This is a genomic window from Armatimonadota bacterium (assembly GCA_031459855.1).
GTDB classification, from domain to species: Bacteria; Sysuimicrobiota; Sysuimicrobiia; order Sysuimicrobiales; family Humicultoraceae; genus Fervidifonticultor; species Fervidifonticultor primus.
Window position 1 is genome coordinate 3,018,356 of the sequence record JAVKHP010000001.1, and the last position, 22,684, is coordinate 3,041,039.

Below are 22,684 nucleotides of genomic sequence, written 5' to 3' on the forward strand. Positions count from 1 at the left end.
CGCGGGTCAGACCTCCATGATCTCCTTCTCTTTAGCGGCCAGCAGGCGGTCCAGCTGCGCGATCATCTCGTCGGTGAGCTGCTGCAGGCGGTCGATGGCGCGGCGTGCCTCGTCCTCCGAGACGTCGCCCGCCTCTTCCAGCTCCTCCAGCATCTCCTTGGCTTCGCGCCGCACGTTGCGGATGGCCACGCGCCCCTCCTCGGCGTGCCGGCGGGCCACCTTCACCAGCTCGCGCCGCCGGTCCTCGGTGAGCGGCGGAATGGGCAGCCGGATCACCACCCCGTCGCTGCTGGGGGTCAGCCCCAGATCGCTCGTGAGGATGGCGCGCTCGATCGCCTTCACGATGCTCTTGTCCCAGGGCTGGATGACCAGCAGCCGCGGCTCGGGGACGGAGATGGTGGCCAGCTGGGTGATGGGGGTGGGCGTCTGGTAGTAGTCGACGCGGATGTGCTCGAGGAGTGCCGGGCTGGCCCGCCCCGTGCGCAGCGCGGCGAACTCGCGCCGCGTGGCCTCGATCGCCTTCTGCATCCGCGCGCGGGCATCGGCCAGGACCTCGTCGGTCATGGACCCGCGGCTCACCGCCGGCCGCCCCCCACCAGGGTCCCGATCGCCTCGCCCAGCACCGCCTTGGTGATGTTCCCGGGTCGGGTGACGTCGAAGACCACGATGTCCATGTTGTTGTCGCGACACAGCGCGGCGGCCGTGGCGTCCATGACGCGCAGGTCCCGGTTCAGGATGTCCATGTAGTCCAGGTGGGTATACATCACGGCGTCGGGATGCTGGCGCGGGTCCTTGTCGTAGACGCCCGAGACGCCCCGTTTGGCCATCAGCAGCGCGTCGGCCTGGATCTCGATGGCCCGCAACGCCGCCGCCGTGTCGGTGGTGAAGTACGGGCTGCCCGTGCCCCCCACGAAGATCACCACGCGGCCCTTCTCGAGGTGGCGGATCGCCCGCCGGCGGATGTAGGGCTCGGCCACCTGGTGCATCTCGATGGCGGACATCACGCGCACGACCAGGCCCAGGCGTTCCATGGCGTCCATGAGCGCCAGGCCGTTGATCACCGTGGCCAGCATGCCCATGGTGTGGGCCGTGACCTCCTCGATGCCGAGCCGCCGGCTGAGGTCGGCGCCCCGCACGATGTTGCCGCCGCCGACCACGATGGCCACCTGCACACCGCGGGCCTGCACGTCGCGCACTTCGGTGGAGACCAACTGCAGGACGGCGGGGTCGAGCCCCCCGCCGCCCTCGCCGGCGAGGGCTTCACCGCTGAGCTTCAGCAAGACCCGGGTGTAGCTCGGGCGCCCTGCCGCCGCGTCCATCGTCTCCCTCCGGCCGGTCCCGGCAGCCACCGGGGGCCGCGCCCGCAGCGCAGCCACGTCCCCGATCGATGCCGCTCACTCCCCCAGCTTGAACCGGGCGAACCGGCGCACGCGCACGTGCTCGCCGACACGGGCGGTCACGTCGGCCACGAGATCGCGCACCCGTCGCCCCGGATCGCGAATGTACGGCTGTTCCAGCAACGCCACTTCGGCGATCCACTGCGCCAGACGCGCCTCGACCTGCCCGGCGCCGTCCCCTTCCCGCGCGAGCTCGGCCCGCCGCGCGGCCAGGACCTCGGCGGGGATCTCGTCGGCCGACACCCACTGCGGCGTCGTCGCCGCCACCTGCATGGCGAGCTCGCGGGCCAGTGCCTTGAACTCGTCGGTGCGCGCCACGAAGTCGGTCTCGCAGTTCACCTCGACCAGCGCGCCCAGCCGCCCGCCGGCGTGGACGTACGCCTCCACCACGCCCTGGGAGGTCTCGCGGTCAGCCCGTTTGGCCGCGGCGGCCAGTCCCCGGGCGCGCAGCAGCTCCGCCGCCCGCTCGAGGTCGCCGCCGGTCTCCTCCAGGGCCCGCCGGCAGTCCATCACGCCCGCGCCCGTGCGCGCCCGCAGCGCCTTGATCAGCTCCGTCGTCACCGCCATCGCACTTACCCTCGCGCCTCCACGGTCGTCTGCCCGAACTCGTGCTCGCCCACCTCGGGCAATGCCCCTTCCTCCTCGTCCTCCTCCCCGGTGGCCCCGGTCGCGCCGACAGCCGCCGCGGCGGGCGCCTCCTCGACGACCTCGCGCTTGCGCCGCTCCTCCAGGCCCTCCAGGCAGGCGTTGGCGATCCGGTTGGTGATGAGGCGGACGGCGCGGATCGCGTCGTCGTTGCCCGGGATGGCGTAGTCGACCTCGTCGGGATCGCAGTTGGTGTCGAGGATCGCGATGACCGGGATGCCCAGCTTGCGCGCCTCGGCCACGGCGATGTGCTCCTTGCGCGTGTCCACCACGTAGACCGCCGCGGGCAACCGGGTCATCTGCTTGATCCCGCCCAGGTACTTCTCCAGGCGGGCGGCCTCGTCCAGCAGACGCGCCTGCTCCCGCTTGGGCAGCACCTCCAGCGTGCCGCGCGCACGCATGTCCTCGATCTCCTTGAGGCGCTCGACCCGCCGGCGAATCGTCTGGAAGTTGGTCAGCATCCCGCCCAGCCACCGCTGGTTCACGTAGGGCTGCTTGGCGCGTGTAGCTTCCTCCTGGATCGCATCCTGCGCCTGCTTCTTGGTGCCCACGAACAGGATGTCGCCGCCGTTGGCGACCGCCTCGCGGACGAACCGGTAGGCCTCCTCCAGCAGCGGCACGCTCTTCTGGAGGTCGATGATGTGGATGCCGTTGCGCTCCGTGAAGATGTAGCGCGCCATCTTGGGGTTCCACCGTCGGGTCTGGTGCCCGAAGTGGACCCCGGCCTCCAGGAGCTGCTTCATCGTGACGACTGGCACCACTGTCCTCCTCTGGGGCCGGGCCCGCCGGCCACCATCCGTGTTCGCCCTCCGCGCCCGTCACTCCCGCAACTCGGGCCGAGGTCCCGCAGGGGCACGCTCTCGGCGGGTCGGGGCGCGTGTGGACTCGCAGATCGCGCAGGACGCCCGGCATGCAAACCCCGCAAAATCGCGCACGACTTTGCGGGGGAACGAGCGCGGTATGCCGCGTTCCTGCGACAAATCCTGCGGTAGTATACCACGGGCCTTCACGCCAGGGAAACCCTGCGGCGCAGCCGCCGCAGGGCGGTGACGCGGGCGCGCCCTGCTATGCCCGGGGATGGGCCTGGGCGTAGACGCGCTGCAGGTGCGCGCGGGAGACGTGGGTGTACACCTGCGTCGTGACCAGGCTGGCGTGGCCCAGCAGCTCCTGGACCACCCGCAGATCGGCGCCGCCGTCGAGGAGGTGCGTGGCGAACGTGTGGCGCAGCACATGCGGGGTGACGCGCTGTTGCACCGCGGCGGCGCGCACCCAGCGGGCCACGACGAGCTGGACGGCGCGTGCCGTCAGCGGGGTGCCCCGCGCGCTCACGAAGACCCGATCGGTCGGTCGCCGCACCAGCCGCGGCCGGCCGTCGCGCAGGTAGCGGGCCAGGGCCTGCGCCGCCTGGGCGCCGATCAACACCACGCGGTCGCGCCCGCCCTTGCCGCGCACGCGGAGCTCGTCGCCCGCCAGGTGGCCCAGCTCGAGCCCCACGAGCTCGCTCACCCGCAGGCCGCCGGCGTAGAGGAGCTCGAGGATCGCCCGGTCCCGCAGGCCCGTCGGCCGGTCCAGCGGCGGCGCAGCCAGCAGCGCCGCCACCGCCTCTGGCGGGATCGCCCGGGGGAGGCGGCGCGGCACCCGGGGCGATGCCAGCAGCCGCAGCGGGCTCGCCGCGATCCGGCCGGTCCGCCGCAGGAACCGGAAGAATGTGCGCAGCGCGGCCGTCGTCCGCGCCACCGACGCGCGAGCGTGCGTGCGGTGCCGCGCCGCCAGGTACCGGCGGACGACGGCGAGGGTGACGTCTTCCCAGCGGCGGACGCCGTCCCCGACGAGGAACCGCGCCACGTCCTCCAGGTCGCGCCGGTAGGCCGCCAGCGTGTGCGGGGAGGCCGCGCGCTCGGCCTCCAGCGCCTGCAGGAAGGCCTCGAGGTCCCGCGCCAGCGCCGCAGCCACGGGCGGTGCGCCCGCCCCCTGCGCGCGCCGGCCCGTGCCCCGCCGCCTCACGGGACGCCGGCCGGCGCCGCGAGGGGCTCGGCGGCAGGCTCGCGGTGCCCGCACGCCTCGTTCGTGCACCGCAGCTCGTCGCCGCGCCGTGTGCTCTTGACGACCATCAGGCCGCCGCAGGCCGGACACCGGCGGGGGCTGGGACGGTCCCACGACGTGAAGTCGCAGGCGGGGTACGCGCTGCATCCATAGAAGATGCGCCCGCGCCGGGTCCGCCGCGCCACCAGCTCGCTGCCGCACACAGGACAGGCCACCCCCACGCCCAGCGGCCGCGTGTACCGGCAGGCCGGGAAGCCCGAGCACGCGATGAACTCGCCGAACCGGCCGTGCTTGCGCACCAGCGGCTGCCCGCACTGCGGGCAGGGCTCGCCGATCTCGACCGCGGGGAACTCCGTCACCGGGATCTTGGCCTCGGCGCGCTGCAGTGTGCGTTCGAACGGCTCGTAGAACTCGCGGACGATCTGCTGCCAGTCGGCCCTGCCCTCCTCCACGCGATCCAGCTGCTCCTCCAGGCTGGCCGTGAAGTCGATGTCCACCACCTCGGGGAAGTGCTCGACCAGCAGGTCGGTAACCATGCGTCCCAACGGCGTAGGCACCAGGCGCCGGTCGCGACTGGTGACGTAGCCGCGCTTCTTGATCGTCTCGATCGTCGGGGCATAGGTGCTGGGCCGGCCGATCCCCTTCTCCTCGAGGGCGCGCACCAGGGCCGCCTCGGTGTACCGCGGCGGTGGCTGGGTGAAGTGCTGCGCGGGTGCCACGTCCACCAGCGTCAGCGCCTCGCCCGCCGCCAGCGGCGGCAGCCAGCCCTCCGGGTCGGCCTCGCCATCGTCGCCGGCCTCCCGGTACAGGATCAGGAATCCGGGGAACTTCACCCGGCTGCCCGTGGCGCGGAACAGGAACGGCCCCCCGACGACGTCCACCGAGAGCGTGTCGAGCACCGCTGCGGCCATCTGGCTGGCCACGAACCGTTCCCAGATGAGGCGGTAAAGGCGGTACTGGTCCGGCCGGAGGAAGGGTTTGACGCGCTCGGGCGTGCGGGCGACGCTCGTGGGCCGAATCGCTTCGTGGGCGTCCTGGGCGTCGCGCCGCGACCGGTACTGGCGCGGCCGCTCGGGCACGTACGCGTCGCCGAAGGTCCTGGTCACGAACTCCCGGGCCTCGGCCTGCGCCGACGCCGCCACCCGCACCGAATCGGTGCGCATGTACGTGATCAGGCCCACGGTGCCCTCGTCCCCCACGTCGAGGCCCTCGTAGAGCTGTTGCGCCACGGCCATGGTCCGGGCCGCGGAGAACCCGAGCCGCCGGTTGGCCTCCTGCTGCAACGTGCTGGTGGTGAACGGGGGCGCGGGGTGGCGCAGCTGGTCGCGCCGCCGTACCTCGCCCACGGTGTAGCGCTGGGCCTGGACCTGGGCGACCAGCGCGCGGGCCTCGGCCTCGGTGCGGATGACCGTCGCGCCCTCGTCGGTCGGCGTGCCGATCCGCGCCCCATCGCGGGCCACGAGGCGCGCGGGAAACTCCTTCCCCTCCGCCGTCTGGAAGGTGGCGGTGATCGACCAGTACTCCTCCGGGGTGAAGGCTTCGATCTCGCGCTCGCGGTCGACCACCAGGCGCAGCGCCACCGACTGCACGCGGCCCGCCGAAAGCCCGCCGCGGACCTTGCGCCACAGCAACGGGCTCAACGAGTACCCCACCAGGCGGTCGAGCACGCGCCGGGCCTGCTGCGCGTTGACCAGGTGCTGGTTGATCTCCCGCGGGTGCTTGAGCGCCCGCTGCACGGCGTCCTTGGTGATCTCGTGGAACTCGATGCGCCGGATCGCGGGGTTCACCGGGCTCAGCAGCTCGGCCAGATGCCAAGAGATGGCCTCGCCTTCCCGGTCGGGATCGGTGGCCATGTAGATCGCCGAGGCCTTCCTGGCGGCGTCCTTGAGTTCCTTGATGATGGGGCCCTTGCCCTTGATGACGATGTACCGGGGAGCGAAGTTCTGGTCGACGTCGACGCCCAGCTGGCTCTTGGGCAGGTCCTTCACGTGGCCCATCGAGGCCTTGACCTCGTAGGACCGCGCAAGCAGCCTGGACAGGGTGCGGGCCTTCGTCGGTGACTCGACGACGACCAGCACTTTCTGCGTTGCCACTCGTCACCTCCGCACGCGTCGCTGGAGCGCTGCCTGCGCGCGAGGCTCCTTCCCGGCACTCTCCCAGTACCCGGCCGGCCCCGCGGCCAGACGTGGTGCGCCCCGCCGCGCACCGACGCCGCCGGGACCGTCAAGTTCATCCTTTACGTTAGCACGGGCTGTCAAGGCGGCCGGGGTTGACGTGCAGCGTCGGGGCCGACGCACACGGCCGCGGCCACGTGGGGCGCGCCCGCGGCCCGGCTTCCTCGGCCACTGCGGTCCTGCGCCCCGCCTGCCTCCCACCACGTCACGGGTCGCGCGGATCTGCTGCCGCGATGCGCTGCGGGGCTGGGATCGGTCACGATTCGCGCCGACGGTCTGCGCGCACTGTCACCACCTGTCCGGGATGCACCTCCACGGCTCCCTGCAGTTCCAGCGCTGTGATCGCCGCCGCCGCCTCTGCGGGCGAGAGCCCGGTGGCCGCCACCAGCACGTCCACGGTGGTCGGGCCGGCCGCAAGCACGCCCAGCACGCGCGCGGTCGGACTTCCCGTGCCCGTCGCGTCGTCTGGCGCACCGTGCGCCGGCATGGTGGGACCGCGCGGCACCTGCAGCTCGTCGAGGATGTCGTCGGCAGACGTCGCCATCTTGGCCCCCTCGCGCAGCAGCGCGAGCGGCGCGCGGCTCACAGGGCTGAAGATGCTCCCCGGCACCGCAAAGACGTCGCGCCCCTGGGCCAGGGCGCAGTCCACCGTCACCAGCGCGCCGCTGTCCTCCGTACCCTCCACGACCACCACGGCCAGGCTGAGACCGCTGATCACGCGATTGCGCCGGGGAAAGTGCCCGGGCTGCGGCACGGTGCCGGGCGGAAACTCGGAGACGAGCGCGCCGCGGCCCGTGATCGCCGCGGCCAGGGGTGCGTGTTCGGGCGGGTAGACGACGTCCACCCCTGCGCCGAGCACCGCGATCGTCCGCCCGCCGCCGTCGAGGGCACCGCTGTGGGCGGCGCCGTCGATGCCGCGAGCCAGCCCGCTCACCACCGTCACACCCGCCGCAGCCAGATCGCGGGCCAGGCGCGTCGCCGCCTGGAGCCCGTAGGGCGAGGCGCGCCGCGCGCCCACCACCGCCACGGCGGGGCCGACCGCGAGCACGCCGCGCACGAAGAGCACGGGCGGCGGATCGGGAATGTGCCACAGCCGCGGTGGATAGGCGGGGTGTCCTGGCACGACGAGATCCTGGCTGCGGCGCCGTGCCCGCGTCACGAGATCTGCGGGGCGCGCCGCACGCCAGGCCGCGACGATGGCCGCAGCGTCGGCCCGGCCGCGCACCAGGTGCGGCACGCGCCGCCAGACGGCCCAGGCCCGTCCCGCCGCCTGCACCCACGTCTTGATCGTCCGTGGGCCGATCCGCGGCAGCAGCGTCAATCCGACGTACGCCTCGATCTCGGCGTCCAGCGCGCTGCCGGCCAGCGGCCGATCGTACGGGGGCAGCCAAGGCGCGCGCATCGCCGGCAGGCTAGGCGCGCGTGGGCGCGGCCCGGTCGAACACCCGGTACCGGGCAGCCTCGGCGACGTGGCCGACCTGCACGGCCGCGGCGCCCTCGAGGTCGGCGATGGCGCGGGCGACGCGCAGCAGGCGGCGCGTCGCCCGCCCGCCCAGCAGCAGCCGGTCGGCACACTGGCGGACGAAGGCCAACGCCTCGGCGGCCATCGGGCCGGCCTCGGGCAGCGCGCCGTCGCCGATCCCCTGCCGTCGGCGATCCTGCGCCCGTGCGCGCGCAGCCACCACCCGGGCACGCACCGCCGCCGACCCTTCGCCCGGCTTCCCCGCAAGCACGGCGTCGGTGGGCGGGCGCGGCACCTCCACATGCATGTCGATGCGGTCGAGCAGCGGCCCCGAGAGCCGCGCCAGGTAGCGCCGGACCTGCGCGGGCGTGCACCGGCACGGCCGCTGGGGATCGCCGCGAAAGCCGCACGGACACGGGTTCATGGCCGCCACCAGCATGAACCGCGCGGGGAACCGGACCACGCCGTGCACGCGCGCCACGGTGATCACGCCTTCCTCCAGCGGCTGGCGCAGCACCTCCAGGGCGTCGTGCCGGAACTCAGGCAACTCGTCGAGGAAGAGCACGCCGTGGTGCGCGAGGGTCACCTCGCCGGGTCGCGGCATCACCCCACCGCCTGCCAGGGCAGACGCGCTGGCGGTGTGATGCGGCGCGCGGAACGGCCGCTCCCACACCAGGCCTGCGCCGGCCGGCAGGCGGCCGGCCACGCTGTAGATCCTGGTGACATCCACCGCTTCGTCGCGGCTCAGCGGCGGCAGGATCGTCGGGAGCCGCCGCGCCAGCATCGTCTTGCCGACGCCGGGCGGGCCGACCAGCAGCAGGTTGAGCCCGCCCGCCGCCGCGACCTCCAGGGCCCGACACGCGGCGGGCTGTCCGCGCACGTCGGCCAGGTCCAGCGGTGACGTCTGACGCACCCCGGCGCACACCGGCGGCGGGGCCGGCGGGACCGGGTGCACGCCGGTGAGGTGGTCGACGACGGCACGCAGGCTGGCGAGGGCATACACGCGCACCTCCTCGACGACCGCGGCTTCCCCGGCGCTCGCGGCAGGGGCGAGCAGCCCCCGCGCGCGGGTTCGCCGCACGGTCTCGGCCACGGACAGGACGCCGGGCACGGGACGCAGCGCGCCGTCGAGCGCCAGCTCGCCCAGCGCCACGTAGCCGTCCACGGCGTCGGCGGGCAGCTGGCCGGTGGCCACCAGCACGCCCAGGGCGATGGGCAGGTCAAGGGCGGGCCCCTCTTTCCGTCGATCGGCCGGTGCGAGGTTCACCACGATCCGCCGCGGGGGCATCGCGTAGCCGGAGTTGCGGATCGCTGCGCGCACGCGCTCCCGCGCCTCCTGCACCGCGGCGTCGGGCAACCCCACGATCGTGAACGTCGGCAGCCCGGGCCCGACGTCGACCTCCACCGCTACCGGCACCGCCTCCAGGCCGGCGAGCGTCGCGCTGCAAATCGTTGCCAGCATCGGTCGTGCCGATCCCCGTCTGGTGCATCGGCCGCAGACGCCCGGCTGTACAGCCCCACCGTGTCCGCGTGTGCCCCCACACCCGCCCGTACCCGCTGCCTTCCTCCACGTGCGAGGGCGCACGGTGCAAGGGCATACGCTGTGTATGAGCACCCGTCGCAGGCCGTGGCTGCCCGCCGCTGGGTTCGGTTTCTGAAGGATTACACAGACTTGTGTAGAATCACGCGGCGATGCCTGCGCGAATCGACCGTGCCCGCGAGGGTCGGTGGCTGCCCCTCGGTCAGGCCGCAGCGTTGCTCGGCGTGGACGAGGCGACGTTGCGCCACTGGGCCGATACCGGCCGTGTGCGCACGTTCCGCACGCCGGGTGGCCACCGCCGGTTCCGCGAGGGCGACCTGTACGCGCTGCTGCAGCACGAGGCGCCACGGGTCGACGATCTGGCGCACCTGGTGCGGCGGCGCAGCGCCCGGGTGCTGGCCGGCACCCCCGCTCGACCGCTCCAGCGGCGCCCGTGGTTCGCGGCGCTCGACCCCGCGCTGCGCGCGCGGGCACGCGAGCATGGCCGCCACCTGTTCGCCGCCGTCGTGCAGTTCATGGCGCAGCCCGAGGCGCGGCGGGCGCTGCGCCAGCAGCTGCTGGAGCGCGCCGCGCGCTACGGCGGCGAGCTCCAGCGCGCGGGGATCGGCCCGGCCGAGGCCGCCGAGGCGTTCGCCTACTTTCGCCACCTGGTGCTCACCATGGTGACCGCGCCGCGGGGCCGCGGCGGTCTGCTGGACGAACGGCAGGTGCGCACGCTGGTCGAGACCAGCGAGCTGCTCGACGCCGTCTTCGTCGCGATGCTGCGCGCCCACGACGCTGCGCCCGCACGCACCGGCCGCCGCGCGACCGCGACCGCGCACGACGCGACGGCGACGTCGTCCGAGCCGCACTGATGGCAGCGTTGCGTCGACAGGTCCGCGTGGGCACGCGCGGCAGCGCGCTGGCCCTGGCCATGACCGCGCGGGTCCTGACGGGGCTGCGGGCCCTGGGCCTGGAAGGTGAGCCGGTCACGATCCGCACGCGCGGCGATGCGCACCCCGACCGGCCGACGCGCGCGCTCGGCCCCGGGGCGTTCGTCAAGGAGCTGGAGGATGCCCTCGCGGATGGGCGGATCGACCTGGCGGTGCACAGCGCCAAGGACCTGCACAGTCAGACCACGCCGGGACTGGTCGTCGCCGCGTTCCTGCCGCGCGACGACCCGCGGGATGCGCTGGTGGCCCGCGACCGCCTGGGACTGCGCGCCCTGGCCGCAGGCGCCCGCGTGGGCACCGACAGCCCGCGCCGGCGCGCGTTCCTGCTGGCAGCGCGGGGCGACCTCGACGTGCGCGGCATCCGCGGCAACGTCGACACGCGGCTGCGCAAGCTGGATGCCGGCGAGGTCGATGCGCTGGTGCTGGCCGCTGCGGGCCTGCAGCGCCTCGGGCTGGCCGACCGCATCGCGGAGATCCTGCACCCGGAGGTCATGCTGCCAGCGGTGGGCCAGGGCGCCGTGGCGATCCAGGCACGCGCCGACGACCCGCTCGTCGCGCAGGTCGCCGCCCTCGACCACGCGCCGACGCGGCACGAGCACGATGCCGAGCGCGCGTTCGTGGCGGCCCTGGGTGGCACGTGCCACACCGCCATCGCCGGGCTGGCGCGGTGCCGCGCAGACCGTCTGACCGTGGAAGGCGCCGTGCTCGCCCCAGACGGCCGCAGCGTGCTGCGGGAGCGGGTGACGGGCACGCCGGAGGAGGCCAGCGCCCTGGGCGAGGCGCTCGGCCAGCGCCTGCTCGCCCGCGGGGCCCGGGCCCTGATGGTGGAGGTCGCGCCGTGACGGGTCGTGGCGCGAGCGCGCTCAGACAGCGCGGGAGACGTCCCGTGGTGCGTCCGCACGCCCCGCGGGCGGCCCGTCGCCAGCGGCCCGCTAGCGGGGCAGCGCAGCCGCTGGCGGGCCGGCGCATCCTCGTCACGCGGCCTCGGGCAGCCGCCCGGGCGCTGTGCGCGCGGCTGCGGGCGTTGGGCGCCACGGTCGTCGCGATCCCGACCGTCGAGATCCTCCCCGCGCCCGCGAAGAGCCTCGATCGCGCCCTGCGTCGCATCGGCCGGTACGACTGGATCGTGGTGACCAGCGCCAACGGCGCGCGCGTGCTCGTCACCCGCGCACAAGCGCTGGGGCTCGACCTGCGTCGCGCGCGCAGGCCGCGCTGGGCGGCCGTGGGCCCTGCCACCGCGGCGGTGCTGCGCGCTGCGGGCGTGCGGGTGGCCAAAATCCCCTCGCGCTACCTGACCGAGGCGCTGGGCCGCGAGCTGCCCGACGTCGCGGGCCGACGCGTGCTGCTGGCACGCGCGGACCTGGCCTCGCCGGACCTGGCCCGCCGCCTCGCGGCGCGCGGCGCGCACGTCGAGACCGTCGTGGCGTACCGCACCCGGGTGGCGCCGCGGGCGTCGGCGCTGCCACTGCGCCGTGCGCTGGCGCGCCCCTTCGACGCCATCGTGTGCACCAGCGCCTCGACGGTCCGGGGGCTGGTGCGCCTGGCCGGCCGTGCGCGCCTGCGCACGTCCACCCTGGCCTGCATCGGCCCGGTCACCGCGGCCGCCGCGCGGGCCGCGGGCCTGCGGCCGCAGATCGTCGCGCGCACCCACACGGTCGACGGCCTGCTGGACGCCCTGGTCGCGACCTTACAGACGAAAGGAGCCACAGATGTCGCCTCTTGCCGTGCGGGGTAACCTCATCCAGCGGCCGCGGCGCCTGCGCCGCACCGCGGGACTACGCGCCCTCGTCCGCGAGACGCGCTGGGAGGCCGGGGGCCTGGTGGCGCCGCTCTTCGTGCGGCCCGGCGTCGACGTCCGGGAGCCCATCGCCTCGTTGCCCGGACAGTACCGCTTCTCGCCCGACGCCCTGGAGCGCGAGGTCGACCGCCTGGTCGCCCTGGGCCTGCGCGCGGTGCTGCTCTTCGGCGTGCCCGCGGCCAAGGACAGCATGGCCCGGGAAGCCTACGCCGACGATGGGATCGTGCAGACCGCGCTGCGCCGGCTGCGGGCCCGCCATCCCGACCTGGTGCTGATCACCGACGTCTGCCTGTGCGCGTACACCGACCACGGGCACTGCGGGCTCGTGCGCGACGGCGAGGTGGACAACGACGACACGCTCACGCTGCTGGCGCGCACCGCGGTCTCCCATGCGGCGGCCGGCGCGGACATCGTCGCGCCCAGCGCCATGATGGACGGCCAGGTCGGCGCCATCCGCACGGCGCTGGACGACGCGGGCTTCCCCGACGTGGCCATCATGGGGTACTCGGCGAAGTACGCCTCGGTGTTCTACGGGCCGTTCCGGGACGCCCAGGGCTCGGCTCCGCAGTTCGGCGATCGTCGCGGGTACCAGATGGACCCGCCCAACGCCCGCGAGGCGTTGCGGGAGATCGCCCTGGACCTGGCCGAGGGTGCCGATATCGTGATGGTGAAGCCCGCGCTGTGCTATCTGGACGTCATCCGCGCTGCCCGCGAGACGACCACGGCGCCGCTGGCCGCCTACTGGGTGAGCGGGGAGTACGCGATGCTGAAGGCGGCCGCCGCGGCTGGCTGGCTCGACGAACGCAGGGCGGTGCTGGAGGTGCTCGCCGCCATCCGTCGCGCGGGCGCCGATATCGTCATCACCTACGCGGCCGCCGATGCGCTGGGCTGGCTGCGCGAGGAGGGATGAGGACCGCCATGGACGCGACCTGGACGACCGTCCACGTGCTGGCGTTGCAGCTCGACCCGGCGTGGCGGCGCCTGGGCGACGACGTCCGGCGTCAGGACGCCGAGGCGTTCCTGGCGGCGGCCGCCACCGCCGCCCAGCGCGTGCGGACGTACACCTACTCGATGATCGGCCTGCAGGCCGATGCCGATCTGCTGTGGTGGCGACTGGCGCCGTCGGTGGAGGTCGCCGAGGAGACGGCCGCCAGCCTGCTGCGCACCGGGCTGGGACGGTTCCTGCGCGTGGCGCACGCCATGGTGGGGCTGGTGCGGCCCTCGGTCTACGTCAAGCGGCCCACGGTGCAGGAACAGGCGATGTTCGTGGGCGAGCGCAACCGGTACCTGATCGTCTACCCGTTCGTGAAGACCACGTCCTGGTACCTGACCCCCCAGGAGGAGCGCCAGCGGATGATGGCCGAGCACATCCGCGTCGGCCACCAGTTCCCCATGGTGCGCCAGCTCCTGGCGTACTCGTTCGGGCTCGACGACCAGGAGTTCATCGTGGCGTACGAGACCGACGACCTGCAGGCGTTCCAGGACCTGGTGCAGGCGTTGCGGGCCACCGAGGCGCGCCGGTACACCGTGCGCGACACGCCGCTCCTTCTGGGCGTGCACCGGCCGCTGCGGGAGATCGTCGGGTTGCTGGGGGCGCCGCTGGAGGCGGCGGTGCCGCGGTCGGGATGATCGACAGGTTCCTGCGCGCGTGCCGGCGCGAGCCCACCGACCGCACGCCGGTGTGGTTCATGCGCCAGGCTGGCCGGGCGTTGCCCGAGTACCGGGCGCTGCGCGCCCGCCACACCCTGCTGGACCTCTGCCGCACGCCGGAGCTCGCCGCACAGATCACGCTGCTGCCGGTGGAACGCCTGGGCGTGGACGCCGCGATCCTCTTCGCCGACATCACCCTGCCGCTGGCCGGGATGGGCGTCGCCGTCGACCTCGTCGAGGGCGTCGGGCCGGTGATCGCCGAGCCGCTGCGTACCGCCGCCGACGTGGCACGCCTGCGCCCGTTCGTCCCTGAACGCGACGTGCCCTTCGTGCTCGAGGCGATCCGTCTCGTGCGGCGGGCCTGCCCCGTGCCCTTGCTCGGGTTCGCGGGCGGACCGTTCACGCTGGTGTCGTACCTGGTGGACGGCCGGGGCACGCGCGACCTGGTGCAGACCAAGCGCCTGCTGCACGGCGATCCGCCAACCTGGCACCGGTTGATGGCCCACCTGACCGACGCCACCCTCGCCTACCTGGAGGCGCAGGTCGCTGCGGGCGCGCAGGCGGTGCAGGTGTTCGACTCGTGGGTGGGCGCGCTCGCCCCGCGCGACTACGCGGCGGCGGTGCTGCCCCACATGCAGCGCCTCTTCGCCGGGCTGGCAGCCCTGGGGGTGCCGACGATCCACTTTGGCACCGGCACGGCGGGCCTGCTGCCCCTGATGGCGCACGCCGGGGGCGACGTGATCGGCGTGGACTGGCGCATCCGGCTGGGGGAGGCCTGGGCGCGGATCGGGCCGCGGGCGATTCAGGGGAACCTGGACCCCGCCGTCCTCCTGGCGCCGTTCCCCGTGGTGGCCGCGGCGGCCCGCGAGGTCCTGGACGAGGCTGCGGGCCGGCCGGGGCACATCTTCAACCTGGGGCACGGCGTGCTGCCGCAGACGCCGCCCGACCACCTCGCGCGGCTCGTCGAGCTGGTGCACGAGACCACGGCCGCCCCCGCACCCGCAGGCTGACCGCATGTCGCCGGGTGTGCCGGCTCCCCACGTGGTGGTGGTCGGCGGTGGGATCGCCGGGCTCGCCGCCGCGCATGCGCTGGCCACCGACGCGCAAGCTCGAGCCGCTGGCATCGCCTGCACCCTGATCGAGGCCGACGACCGGGTGGGCGGCAAGCTGCGCACTGAGGTCATCGATGGCTGCCTCGTCGAGTGCGGCCCCGACGCGTTCCTGGCGACCAAGCCCTGGGCCCGGGATCTGTGTGTGGCCCTCGGGCTCCAGGATCGGCTGGTGAGCACACGGCCAGGGCGCGGGGTGTACGTGGCCTACCGTGGCAAGCTTCGACGCCTGCCCGACGGCCTGGCGTTGGGCATTCCGACGCGACCGCTCGCCCTGGTCCGGGCGGGTCTGCTGTCGCCAGCGGACGCCCTGCGCGCCGCCGCCGACCTGGTGCTGCCGCGCCGCCGGGCAGCCGACGACGAGTCCATCGGTCGCCTGCTGCGACGCCGTCTGGGTGCGGCCACAGCCGACCGGCTGGTCGGCCCGCTTCTGGCGGGCATCTACGCCGGGGACGCGGAGGCGCTCAGCGTGCGGGCTACGTTCCCGCAGCTGTGCGAGTGGGAGCGCCACTACCGCAGCCTGATCCTGGCCGGACTGGCTCAGTCCAGGCGGCGCGCTGCCGCGCCGCGGACGGCGCCGTCTGCAGCCGGACCAGCACCGCAGCGGCAGGTCGTGCCGACCGGCGACAGCGGCGTTTTCCTGAGCCTGGCCGGCGGCATGGGGGAGCTGGTCGATGCTCTCCTGGCGTCGGTGCGGGACCGCGTGCAGGTGCTGCGCGGCGTTGCCGTGGCGCAACTCGTGGCGCCCGGAGGCCCGCAGCCCGTCTACACCCTGCGCCTGGAGGATGGCCGGGTGCTCCGCGCAGACGGGCTGGTGCTCGCCGCGCCGGCGTTCGTCGCCGCGGACCTGCTCGCTCCGCTCTGCCCCGCTGCAGCCGCGGCGCTACGCGCCGTGCCCTACGCCTCGACAGCCGCGGTGACGCTGGCCTACCGCCGCGAGGCCGTGGCGCATCCGCTCGACGGTCACGGGTTCGTCGTGGCACGCGGCGAGCCTCTGGCGATCACCGCGTGCACGTGGGTTTCGTCGAAGTGGCCCGACCGCGCGCCGCCGGACACCGTGCTGCTGCGGTGCTTCCTGGGCCGCGCGGGCGCCGATGCCATCGTCGCCGCAGACGACGCTACCCTCGTGGAGACCGCGCGCCGCGACCTGCGGGCTGTCATGGGACTCGACGCCGTGCCGCGTCTCGTCCACGTCGTCCGGTGGCCGCGCGCGATGCCGCAGTACGTCCCCGGCCACCTCGCCAGGCTATCGGCCATCGAGGCGGCGCTGGCGGGTCTGCCGCGGCTGGCGCTGGCCGGCGCGGGCTACCGTGGCATTGGGGTGCCCGACTGCATTCGCCAGGGGCAGGAGGCAGCGGCGAGGGTACTGGCTGCCCTCGTGGCACACTCTGGCGCCGCACCCGTGCCCGTCACCCCGACGCGCTGAACGCGTCGGGCAGATGCTCGATGGCCAGCACCCGACCGTCACGGGTCAGGTGCACGGCCACGGCGTCGAACCGCACGATGGCGTCGGCCAACCCCGCCTCCGCCAGGTAGCGCGCCGCCAGCCGCGCGAGCCGGCGCCGCTTGCGCGGTGTGACCGCGTCGGCAGGGTGGCCGAACCCGGAACCGGCACGGGCCTTGACCTCGACGACGACCACCACCTCGCCGCACCGCACGATAAGGTCGATCTCACCTCCCCGCCAGCGCACGTTGCGCGCCAGCACCTGGTAGCCCCGGGCCTCGTACCAGGCCGCGGCCGCCGCCTCGCCGATGACCCCCGCGCGCGCTGACATCGTCTCATCGGGATCATCGGCACAGCCCACGCGGGTGTGCGGGGGGTGCACACGCGGCGCACCGGACGCGGGCCTACTGGGCAGCCACGGCCTGCCCCCCCGTCTGTGTTCCAGGTCCGCGCGCCGTCACGCCGGACGCTGGCCCCACGAGGAACCGCGCGGCGCAACGGAGAATAAAGTCAACGCAACAAAGTTGCATCAATTATGGTCGCGGCGATCGCAGCGTCACGGTCGCGCGGCCGCACGTCGCTGCCTGCCCGTCGGCGGCGGAGGACGCCTGGCCGGGACGGCGGCGCGCACGCAACCGTGCGTGCGGCAGGGCGTCTTTCGTCGACGGATGGGGACGGCGGCCGTGGTCGGTGGCCGGCGTGACGTGCACGATCCCGCTGGCGCGTCCCGCTGCGGTCCGCGGTGGTTTTCAGATGGCGCCCACGGGCCGCGAGCGTACATAGAGTGGCAGGCGCCACTGGCGGCAGGAGTGCGGCACATGGTGGGACTCTCGATCGTCGAAGCGCTCTCGTCGGCACCCGACGGCCTGACGGTGAGCGAGCTGGCGCGCCAGCTCCGGGTCCACAAGGGCGTGGTCTCCCGCACGCTCCGCCACCTCGTGGCCCGCGGGTACGTGGTCGCCTCGCCCACCACACGGCGCTTCTCCCTGGCGTTGAGCATCCTCGCGCTGGGCCTGCGCTACGCTGACCGCCTGGGGTTCCCCGGCGTCTGCCTCCCGATCCTGCAAGACCTCGCCGACGAGACGGGCGAGCTGGTGCAGCTGGGCCTCGTGGACGGCGACCGCTTGCTGTTCGTCGCCAAGGCCGAGGGGCGCGACCAGCGGATCCGGATGGTGTCGATGCTCGGGCAGTTCGCGCCGCTCCACGCCACGGCCGCCGGCAAGGTCTTCCTGGCGAGCCTGCCCGAGGCGCAGGCCCTGGCCCTCGCGCGTCGCCAGGGGCTGCGGGCCTTCACGCGGCGCACCGTCACTTCGATCGCCGGCCTGCGCCGCGAGCTGGCGCGGGTGCGCCGTCTCGGGTACGCCGTCGTCGAGGAGGAGCTGTTCGAAGGCGCCGGCGCCATCGCGGCGCCGGTGCGGCTGGCGCGCCTGGGCGACCGGGTCGTCGGCACGGTCTCGCTGTCGGGCCCGACGTTTCGCCTGCCGGCGGCCCGCAAGCACGAGCTCGCACCGAAGGTCCTGGCCACCGCGGCGCGCCTCGCCGCGATCTGGCCGCTCCAGGCACGCGTGCCGTCGGGGACCACCGCGTTGGAGCAGGCGCCATGAGCCCATCCGCCGGACCTCTCCGGACCGTCTCCGTGACGCTGCGGGTCAACGGCGTCCACCACGCGGTGGTGGTCCCCGTGCACTACACGCTGCTGGACCTCCTGCGCCGCCAGCTGGGCCTGCCGGGCACCAAGCCCTCCTGCAAGGAAGGGGCCTGCGGCGCGTGCACCGTGCTGCTGGACGGCCGGCCCGTGACGTCCTGCCTCGTCCTGGCGGCGTCGGTCGACGACCGGACGGTGGTGACGATCGAAGGGATCGCCGCCGACGGCGGGCTGCACCCCGTGCAGGACGCGCTGGTCGAGTGCGGCGGGGTCCAGTGCGGGTACTGTACCCCTGGCGTCGTGCTCTCGGCCGTGGCGCTGCTGGCGGACGTGCCCGAGCCGACGCCAGACCAGATCCGGCGCGCGCTGGCCGGGAACCTGTGCCGGTGCACCGGGTACGCCAAGATCGTCGAGGCCGTGCAGGTCGCAGCCCGTCGGCTGGCCGCGCAGCGCGCGGCGGTGCGGCCGTGACCGTCGTCGGCCGATCGGTCCCGCGCCTCGACGGCCGTGCCAAGGTCACGGGCCGGTACCTCTACGCCGTGGACGTGGCGCTGCCAGGCATGCTCTGGGGCCACCTCGTGCGCAGCCCGCACCCGCATGCCCGCATCCGCGCCATCGACGTCTCGGCCGCCCGGGACGTGCCGGGTGTCGCCGCGGTCGTCACGGGTCGCGACGCGCCGGCGCGGCGGTTTGGCGGGCTGGTCAAGGACGAGACGATCCTCGCGGTCGACGTCGTCCGCTACGTGGGGCAGCCGGTGGCTGCGGTGGCGGCTGCCACCCCCGAGGCGGCGGCCGCCGCCGCCGAACGCGTCGCCGTCGACTACGAGGTCCTGCCGGCCATCACCGACCCCCTCGCCGCCATGGCCGACGGCGCGCCGCTGGTCCACGACGCGTGGGAGACGTACGCTGCCCATCCGCAGCTCGTGCGGTTCGGCAACGTGTGCGGCGAAGCCCAGGTGGTCCGGGGCGACGTGGCGCACGCCTTCGCCGTGGCCGATGCCGTCTTCGAGGATACGTTCACCACCGCCCCCGTCCACCAGGCGTACCTCGAGCCGCGCGCGGCGGTGGCGGTGTGGGAGACACCCGAGCGGCTCGTGGTCTACTCCAACACGCAGCTCCCGTTCGAGATCCAGCAGACGCTGGCCGACGCGTTCGGGCTGGCGCCGGGGCAGATCCGGGTGATCAGCGCGGGCATCGGCGGCGGCTTCGGGGGCAAGTTGCGGGTAGGCGTCGAGCACATCGCCGCGCTCCTCGCCCGGCGGGCCGGGCGCCCCGTGAAGGTGGCCCTGACCATGGACGAGGAGTTCCTGGCCGCCTACCCGCGCCACGGCATGCACATCCGGCTGCGCACGGCGGTGCGCCGGGACGGCGTCATCCTCGGCAAGGAGGCGCTGGCGGTGCTGGACGCCGGCGCCTTCAGCGGGTCGAGCCCGGGCCTGCCGTCGGTGGCGACGCTGGTGCTGGCCGGCCCGTACCGCATCCCGCACCTACGGCTGGTCGCCCGCGCCGTCTACACCCACAAGCAGAACTTCGGCTCCTACCGCGCGCCGACGGGCCCGCAGTGCGCGTTCGCGGTCGAGTCGCAGATGGACATGATCGCCCGACGGCTGGGGCTGGATCCCCTCGAGGTGCGGCTTCGCAACGTCGTGCGGGACGGCGATGCGGGCCCCACCGGCCAGGTGTTCGGACGGGTCAGCATGGACGCCGTGCTGCGCGCTGCCGCCGACGCGATCGGCTGGGGGCGGCCCGCCGGCCCGTACCGCGGCAAGGGACTGGCTTGCACCTGGTGGACGACCACTGGCGGCCCCTCGGGCGTGTACGTCAAGCTGCAGCCGGACGGATCGGCGACGCTGGTGACCGGGTGCGCCGAGCTGGGCACCGGAGCGCTCACCGCCGCGGCGCAGATCCTCGCCGACGAGCTGGGGCTGCCGGCCGACCACATCAGCATCGTGAGCGCCGATACCCAGGCCACGCCCTACGATCACGGCGCGCAGGGCAGCCGCACCGCCTTCAGCGTCGGCAACGCGGCGCGGGCGGCCGCCGCCGAGCTGCGGCGCCAGATCGTGGAGGTGGCGGCAGGCGCGCTGGAGGCCCATCCGGGCGACCTGGTGCTCCGCGACGGGCACGTGGTCGTGACGGGCGCGCCGGCCCGACGGATCGCCCTGGCGGAGGTGGCCCGGCTGGGTCTCCAGCGGGGCGGCCTCGTGGCCGCCGGAGTCTTCGCCGCGCCCCCCACACCCTACGACGCCACGTGCGTGCGCGGCCACGTGTACCCGACCTTCCACTCGCCGAGCTTCCACGCGCACGCGGCAGAGGTCGAGGTCGATCCCGAGACCGGCGAAGTCCGCGTGCTGCGCTACGTCGCCGTGCAGGACGTGGGCTTCGCCATCAACCCGCGGTTGGTGGAAGGGCAGATCGAGGGCGGCGTCGTCCAGGGCCTGGGGCAGGCGTTGGGAGAAGAGCTGCCCTACCAGGACGGGCAGCCGCTGGTGCACAACCTGAGCGCCTACGCCCTGCCGCGCACGACAACGGTCCCCCCCATCGAGACCCGCGTGGTGGAGGTGCCAAGCGAGGTGGGCCCCTACGGGGCCAAGGGCGTGGGCGAGCCGCCGATCATCGCACCGCCGGCCGTGGTGGCCAACGCGCTGGACGCGGCGGCGGGCGTGCGCCTGACCAGCCTGCCGATCACCGCGCCCAAAGTCTACGCCGCCCTGCGGCACCGAGGAGGAGGCTGATGCCTGTCGTGGTCTTCCTGGCGCGTCTACGCCCGGGCGTGGACCCCGCAGCCTACGAACGGTGGGTGCGCGAGGTCGACTACCCCACGGCCCGCAGCCTGCCCAGCATCGTCGCGTACACCAACTACCGGCTCGTGGCGCCGCTGCGCAAGGCCGACGTCCGGTACGACTACCTCGAGGTCATCCAGATCACCGACCTGGAGGCCTACCGACGGGATCTGGCCCGGCCCGAGCTGCAGACGCTGCGCGAGCAGCTGGCCGCGTTCATCGAACCCTCGGACAACTTCGTGGCGGAGCCGATCGAATGACGACGCCGGCGCTGGGACTCAGGACGGGCGTGCTGCTGCTGGGGCAGCACGCGCCGCACCGCCTGGTCGACCTCGCGACCCTGGCGGAGGCGCTGGGGTACGACGATCTCTGGTACGCCGACGAGCGCTTCTACCGGGAAGTCTACGGCGGGCTGACGCTGTGCGCCCTACGCACGACGCGGCTGCGCCTGGGCCCGTGCGTCACCGATCCCTACTCGCGCCATCCGGCCCTCACCGCCATGGCCATCGCCACCCTCGACGAGGTCAGCGGGGGGCGCGCCGTGCTGGGTATCGGCGCCGGGGTCTCGGGGTTCCGCGAGCTGGGCATCGTGCGCGACCGCCCGGCCCTGGCGATCCGCGAGGCGGTCCACGTGATCCGGGCACTGCTGCGCGGGGAAACGGTCACGTTCCGGGGTGCGCTGGTCTCGGTTGACGGCGCCAGGCTCGACTTCACGCCGCTGCGCCCGGCGATCCCCATCTACGTGGCCAGCAACGCCTCGCGGGGCCTCCAGACGGCCGGCCGCGTCGCCGACGGCGCGATGATGCAAGGATGCGTCGCCGATGCGGCGCTGGCGTACTTCCGCGCCCACGTCGCCCGGGGCGCCCGCGCGGCCGGCCGCGACCCTGCCGCAATCGAACTGGTCGCGCGCATCAACGTGTGCATCCACGACGACCCGGACGTCGCCCGCCACCTCATGCGCCGGTCCGTGGCCGTCAGTCTCATCGCCCAGCAGCCCGACTTCCCCGGCTTCGTCGCGGCGGGACTCGAGGTGCCGCCGCAGCTCCGCGAGGCGGTCCGCGGCCTCTCCTACGGCTACCTCAGCGAGGCCGCTACCCAGGTCGCGGCTCTGGTGCCCGATGCCTTCGTCGACGCGCTGACCCTGGCTGGACCCGTGGAGGTCGTGGCCGCCGGCGTGGCGCGCATGGCAGCGCGCGGCATCAGGGCGTTCGTCATGTACCCGATGGACCCCGACGGCCGCATCGAGCGCACCATCGAGCGGTTTGCCACCGAGGTCCTCCCGCGCGCCGCGCAGCTGCTGGCATCACCGGCCCGTCCGGTGGACGATCCCAAGACCCCCTGAAGGAGGCACGGCGATGCCGACCCGGTTCGTGCTGGTCCGGTTGCGTCCCGGCGTCACCCACGAAGCCTACCAGCGCTTCATCCGGGAGGACGACTACCCGGTGCTGCCCGAACTGCCGACGATCGTGCACTACCGCACCCACCGTATCCTGCAGGAGCACGGGGAGCGCCGGGCGCTGCCCTACGACTACATCGAGCAGATTGTGGTCACCGACCGTGAGGCCTACTGGAAGGAGCTGGACGCCTCGCCGGGGTTCCGGCGGTTCCGGGAGCGCAACCCGGCCTTCGTCGAGGACACGCTCGACTTCTGGGCCGAGGTGGTCACCCCGGCCCCTCTGGCGGCAGGCGGGGCCGCCCCGCCGGGGACGGTCTTCCGGTGGGACGAGGTGCCCGAGGAGGACGCACGGCCGGGTCTTCCGCTGCGTCGACGGCGGGGCCGCGCCATGACGGCGCTGCTCGTGCGCCTCTACCCGGGCGTGGTGGTGACGCCGCAACGGCATCCCGAGGAGCAGCTGGTGCACATGCTCGGCGGCCGCCTGCGCCTGCAGGTCGGTGATGACGTGCGGGTGCTGACACCGGGCGACGCAGCCCTGATCCCCCCGCAGGTGCCGCACACCGGCGAGGCGCTGGGCCCCGAGCCTGCGGTCTACCTGGAAGTGCTGGCGCGCGCGCCATGAGGTGTGGCAACGAGGCGTCGGCGGCGCGACGCCTGGATCTCACG

Annotated in this window: 22 protein-coding genes; 13 read left to right on the forward strand and 9 right to left on the reverse strand. The window is 74.1% G+C overall.

Features of this window, described 5'->3' with window-relative positions:
- Positions 1-6: 6 nt before the first annotated feature.
- The 8 genes from frr to QN157_13980 form a co-directional block, all read right to left on the reverse strand.
- Positions 7-564, reverse strand: coding sequence for a ribosome recycling factor (frr, locus tag QN157_13945; GenBank protein ID MDR7556692.1), 558 nt, complete (start codon positions 562-564; stop codon positions 7-9).
- A gap of 11 nt (positions 565-575) precedes the next feature.
- Positions 576-1,319 (reverse strand): UMP kinase, encoded by a 744-nt coding sequence (gene pyrH, locus QN157_13950; GenBank protein ID MDR7556693.1) that lies wholly within the window; start codon positions 1,317-1,319, stop codon positions 576-578.
- A gap of 75 nt (positions 1,320-1,394) precedes the next feature.
- Positions 1,395-1,964, reverse strand: coding sequence for a translation elongation factor Ts (tsf, locus tag QN157_13955; protein ID MDR7556694.1), 570 nt, complete (start codon positions 1,962-1,964; stop codon positions 1,395-1,397).
- A 5-nt stretch (positions 1,965-1,969) separates the two neighbouring features.
- A complete protein-coding gene (rpsB, locus tag QN157_13960; GenBank protein ID MDR7556695.1) occupies positions 1,970-2,800 on the reverse strand; it encodes a 30S ribosomal protein S2 in 831 nt (276 codons plus the stop codon).
- Between the two features lie 307 nt (positions 2,801-3,107).
- On the reverse strand, positions 3,108-4,046 hold the full coding sequence (locus QN157_13965; GenBank protein ID MDR7556696.1) for a tyrosine recombinase XerC: 939 nt from the start codon (positions 4,044-4,046) through the stop codon (positions 3,108-3,110).
- The gene (gene topA, locus QN157_13970; protein ID MDR7556697.1) at positions 4,043-6,178 is read right to left on the reverse strand and encodes a type I DNA topoisomerase; all 2,136 of its coding nucleotides are present in this window, start codon (positions 6,176-6,178) and stop codon (positions 4,043-4,045) included. Before topA ends, QN157_13965 begins: the two co-directional genes overlap by 4 nt.
- A 337-nt stretch (positions 6,179-6,515) precedes the next feature.
- Positions 6,516-7,661: a DNA-processing protein DprA gene (gene dprA, locus QN157_13975; protein MDR7556698.1), complete on the reverse strand. Its 1,146-nt coding sequence runs from the start codon at positions 7,659-7,661 to the stop codon at positions 6,516-6,518.
- A 10-nt stretch (positions 7,662-7,671) separates the two neighbouring features.
- Positions 7,672-9,183, reverse strand: a complete 1,512-nt coding sequence (locus tag QN157_13980) for a YifB family Mg chelatase-like AAA ATPase (protein MDR7556699.1) — start codon at positions 9,181-9,183, stop codon at positions 7,672-7,674.
- Positions 9,184-9,413: 230 nt separating this feature from the next.
- Here QN157_13980 and QN157_13985 point away from each other — a divergent pair, with 230 nt between their 5' ends.
- The 7 genes from QN157_13985 to hemG are packed head-to-tail and all read left to right on the forward strand — an operon-like array spanning position 9,414 to position 16,176.
- Positions 9,414-10,115 (forward strand): helix-turn-helix domain-containing protein, encoded by a 702-nt coding sequence (locus tag QN157_13985; protein ID MDR7556700.1) that lies wholly within the window; start codon positions 9,414-9,416, stop codon positions 10,113-10,115.
- The gene (gene hemC, locus QN157_13990) at positions 10,115-11,035 is read left to right on the forward strand and encodes a hydroxymethylbilane synthase (protein ID MDR7556701.1); all 921 of its coding nucleotides are present in this window, start codon (positions 10,115-10,117) and stop codon (positions 11,033-11,035) included. Before QN157_13985 ends, hemC begins: the two co-directional genes overlap by 1 nt.
- 44 nt (positions 11,036-11,079) lie before the next feature.
- A complete protein-coding gene (locus QN157_13995) occupies positions 11,080-11,928 on the forward strand; it encodes a uroporphyrinogen-III synthase (GenBank protein ID MDR7556702.1) in 849 nt (282 codons plus the stop codon).
- Positions 11,903-12,901 (forward strand): porphobilinogen synthase, encoded by a 999-nt coding sequence (gene hemB / locus QN157_14000; protein MDR7556703.1) that lies wholly within the window; start codon positions 11,903-11,905, stop codon positions 12,899-12,901. Before QN157_13995 ends, hemB begins: the two co-directional genes overlap by 26 nt.
- Positions 12,902-12,909: 8 nt before the next feature.
- Positions 12,910-13,620, forward strand: coding sequence for a chlorite dismutase family protein (locus QN157_14005; GenBank protein ID MDR7556704.1), 711 nt, complete (start codon positions 12,910-12,912; stop codon positions 13,618-13,620).
- The gene (gene hemE, locus QN157_14010) at positions 13,617-14,651 is read left to right on the forward strand and encodes a uroporphyrinogen decarboxylase (protein ID MDR7556705.1); all 1,035 of its coding nucleotides are present in this window, start codon (positions 13,617-13,619) and stop codon (positions 14,649-14,651) included. Before QN157_14005 ends, hemE begins: the two co-directional genes overlap by 4 nt.
- 4 nt (positions 14,652-14,655) lie before the next feature.
- Positions 14,656-16,176 carry a protoporphyrinogen oxidase gene (gene hemG, locus QN157_14015; protein MDR7556706.1) on the forward strand — a complete coding sequence of 507 codons (1,521 nt, stop codon included), beginning with the start codon at positions 14,656-14,658 and terminating at the stop codon, positions 16,174-16,176.
- Here hemG and QN157_14020 read toward each other — a convergent pair.
- On the reverse strand, positions 16,160-16,525 hold the full coding sequence (locus tag QN157_14020) for a YraN family protein (protein ID MDR7556707.1): 366 nt from the start codon (positions 16,523-16,525) through the stop codon (positions 16,160-16,162). The genes hemG and QN157_14020 overlap by 17 nt on opposite strands.
- 487 nt (positions 16,526-17,012) lie before the next feature.
- Here QN157_14020 and QN157_14025 point away from each other — a divergent pair, with 487 nt between their 5' ends.
- From QN157_14025 to QN157_14050, 6 genes are read left to right on the forward strand one after another with little or no spacing between them, the layout of a single operon-like run.
- Positions 17,013-17,798, forward strand: a complete 786-nt coding sequence (locus QN157_14025; protein ID MDR7556708.1) for an IclR family transcriptional regulator — start codon at positions 17,013-17,015, stop codon at positions 17,796-17,798.
- The gene (locus tag QN157_14030) at positions 17,795-18,310 is read left to right on the forward strand and encodes a (2Fe-2S)-binding protein (protein MDR7556709.1); all 516 of its coding nucleotides are present in this window, start codon (positions 17,795-17,797) and stop codon (positions 18,308-18,310) included. Before QN157_14025 ends, QN157_14030 begins: the two co-directional genes overlap by 4 nt.
- On the forward strand, positions 18,307-20,574 hold the full coding sequence (locus QN157_14035) for a xanthine dehydrogenase family protein molybdopterin-binding subunit (protein MDR7556710.1): 2,268 nt from the start codon (positions 18,307-18,309) through the stop codon (positions 20,572-20,574). Before QN157_14030 ends, QN157_14035 begins: the two co-directional genes overlap by 4 nt.
- The gene (locus QN157_14040) at positions 20,574-20,882 is read left to right on the forward strand and encodes a hypothetical protein (protein ID MDR7556711.1); all 309 of its coding nucleotides are present in this window, start codon (positions 20,574-20,576) and stop codon (positions 20,880-20,882) included. The genes QN157_14035 and QN157_14040 overlap by 1 nt, the downstream gene beginning before the upstream one ends.
- On the forward strand, positions 20,879-21,964 hold the full coding sequence (locus tag QN157_14045; GenBank protein ID MDR7556712.1) for an LLM class flavin-dependent oxidoreductase: 1,086 nt from the start codon (positions 20,879-20,881) through the stop codon (positions 21,962-21,964). The genes QN157_14040 and QN157_14045 overlap by 4 nt, the downstream gene beginning before the upstream one ends.
- Positions 21,965-21,977: 13 nt before the next feature.
- Positions 21,978-22,640: a cupin domain-containing protein gene (locus QN157_14050; GenBank protein MDR7556713.1), complete on the forward strand. Its 663-nt coding sequence runs from the start codon at positions 21,978-21,980 to the stop codon at positions 22,638-22,640.
- Positions 22,641-22,684: the final 44 nt, after the last annotated feature.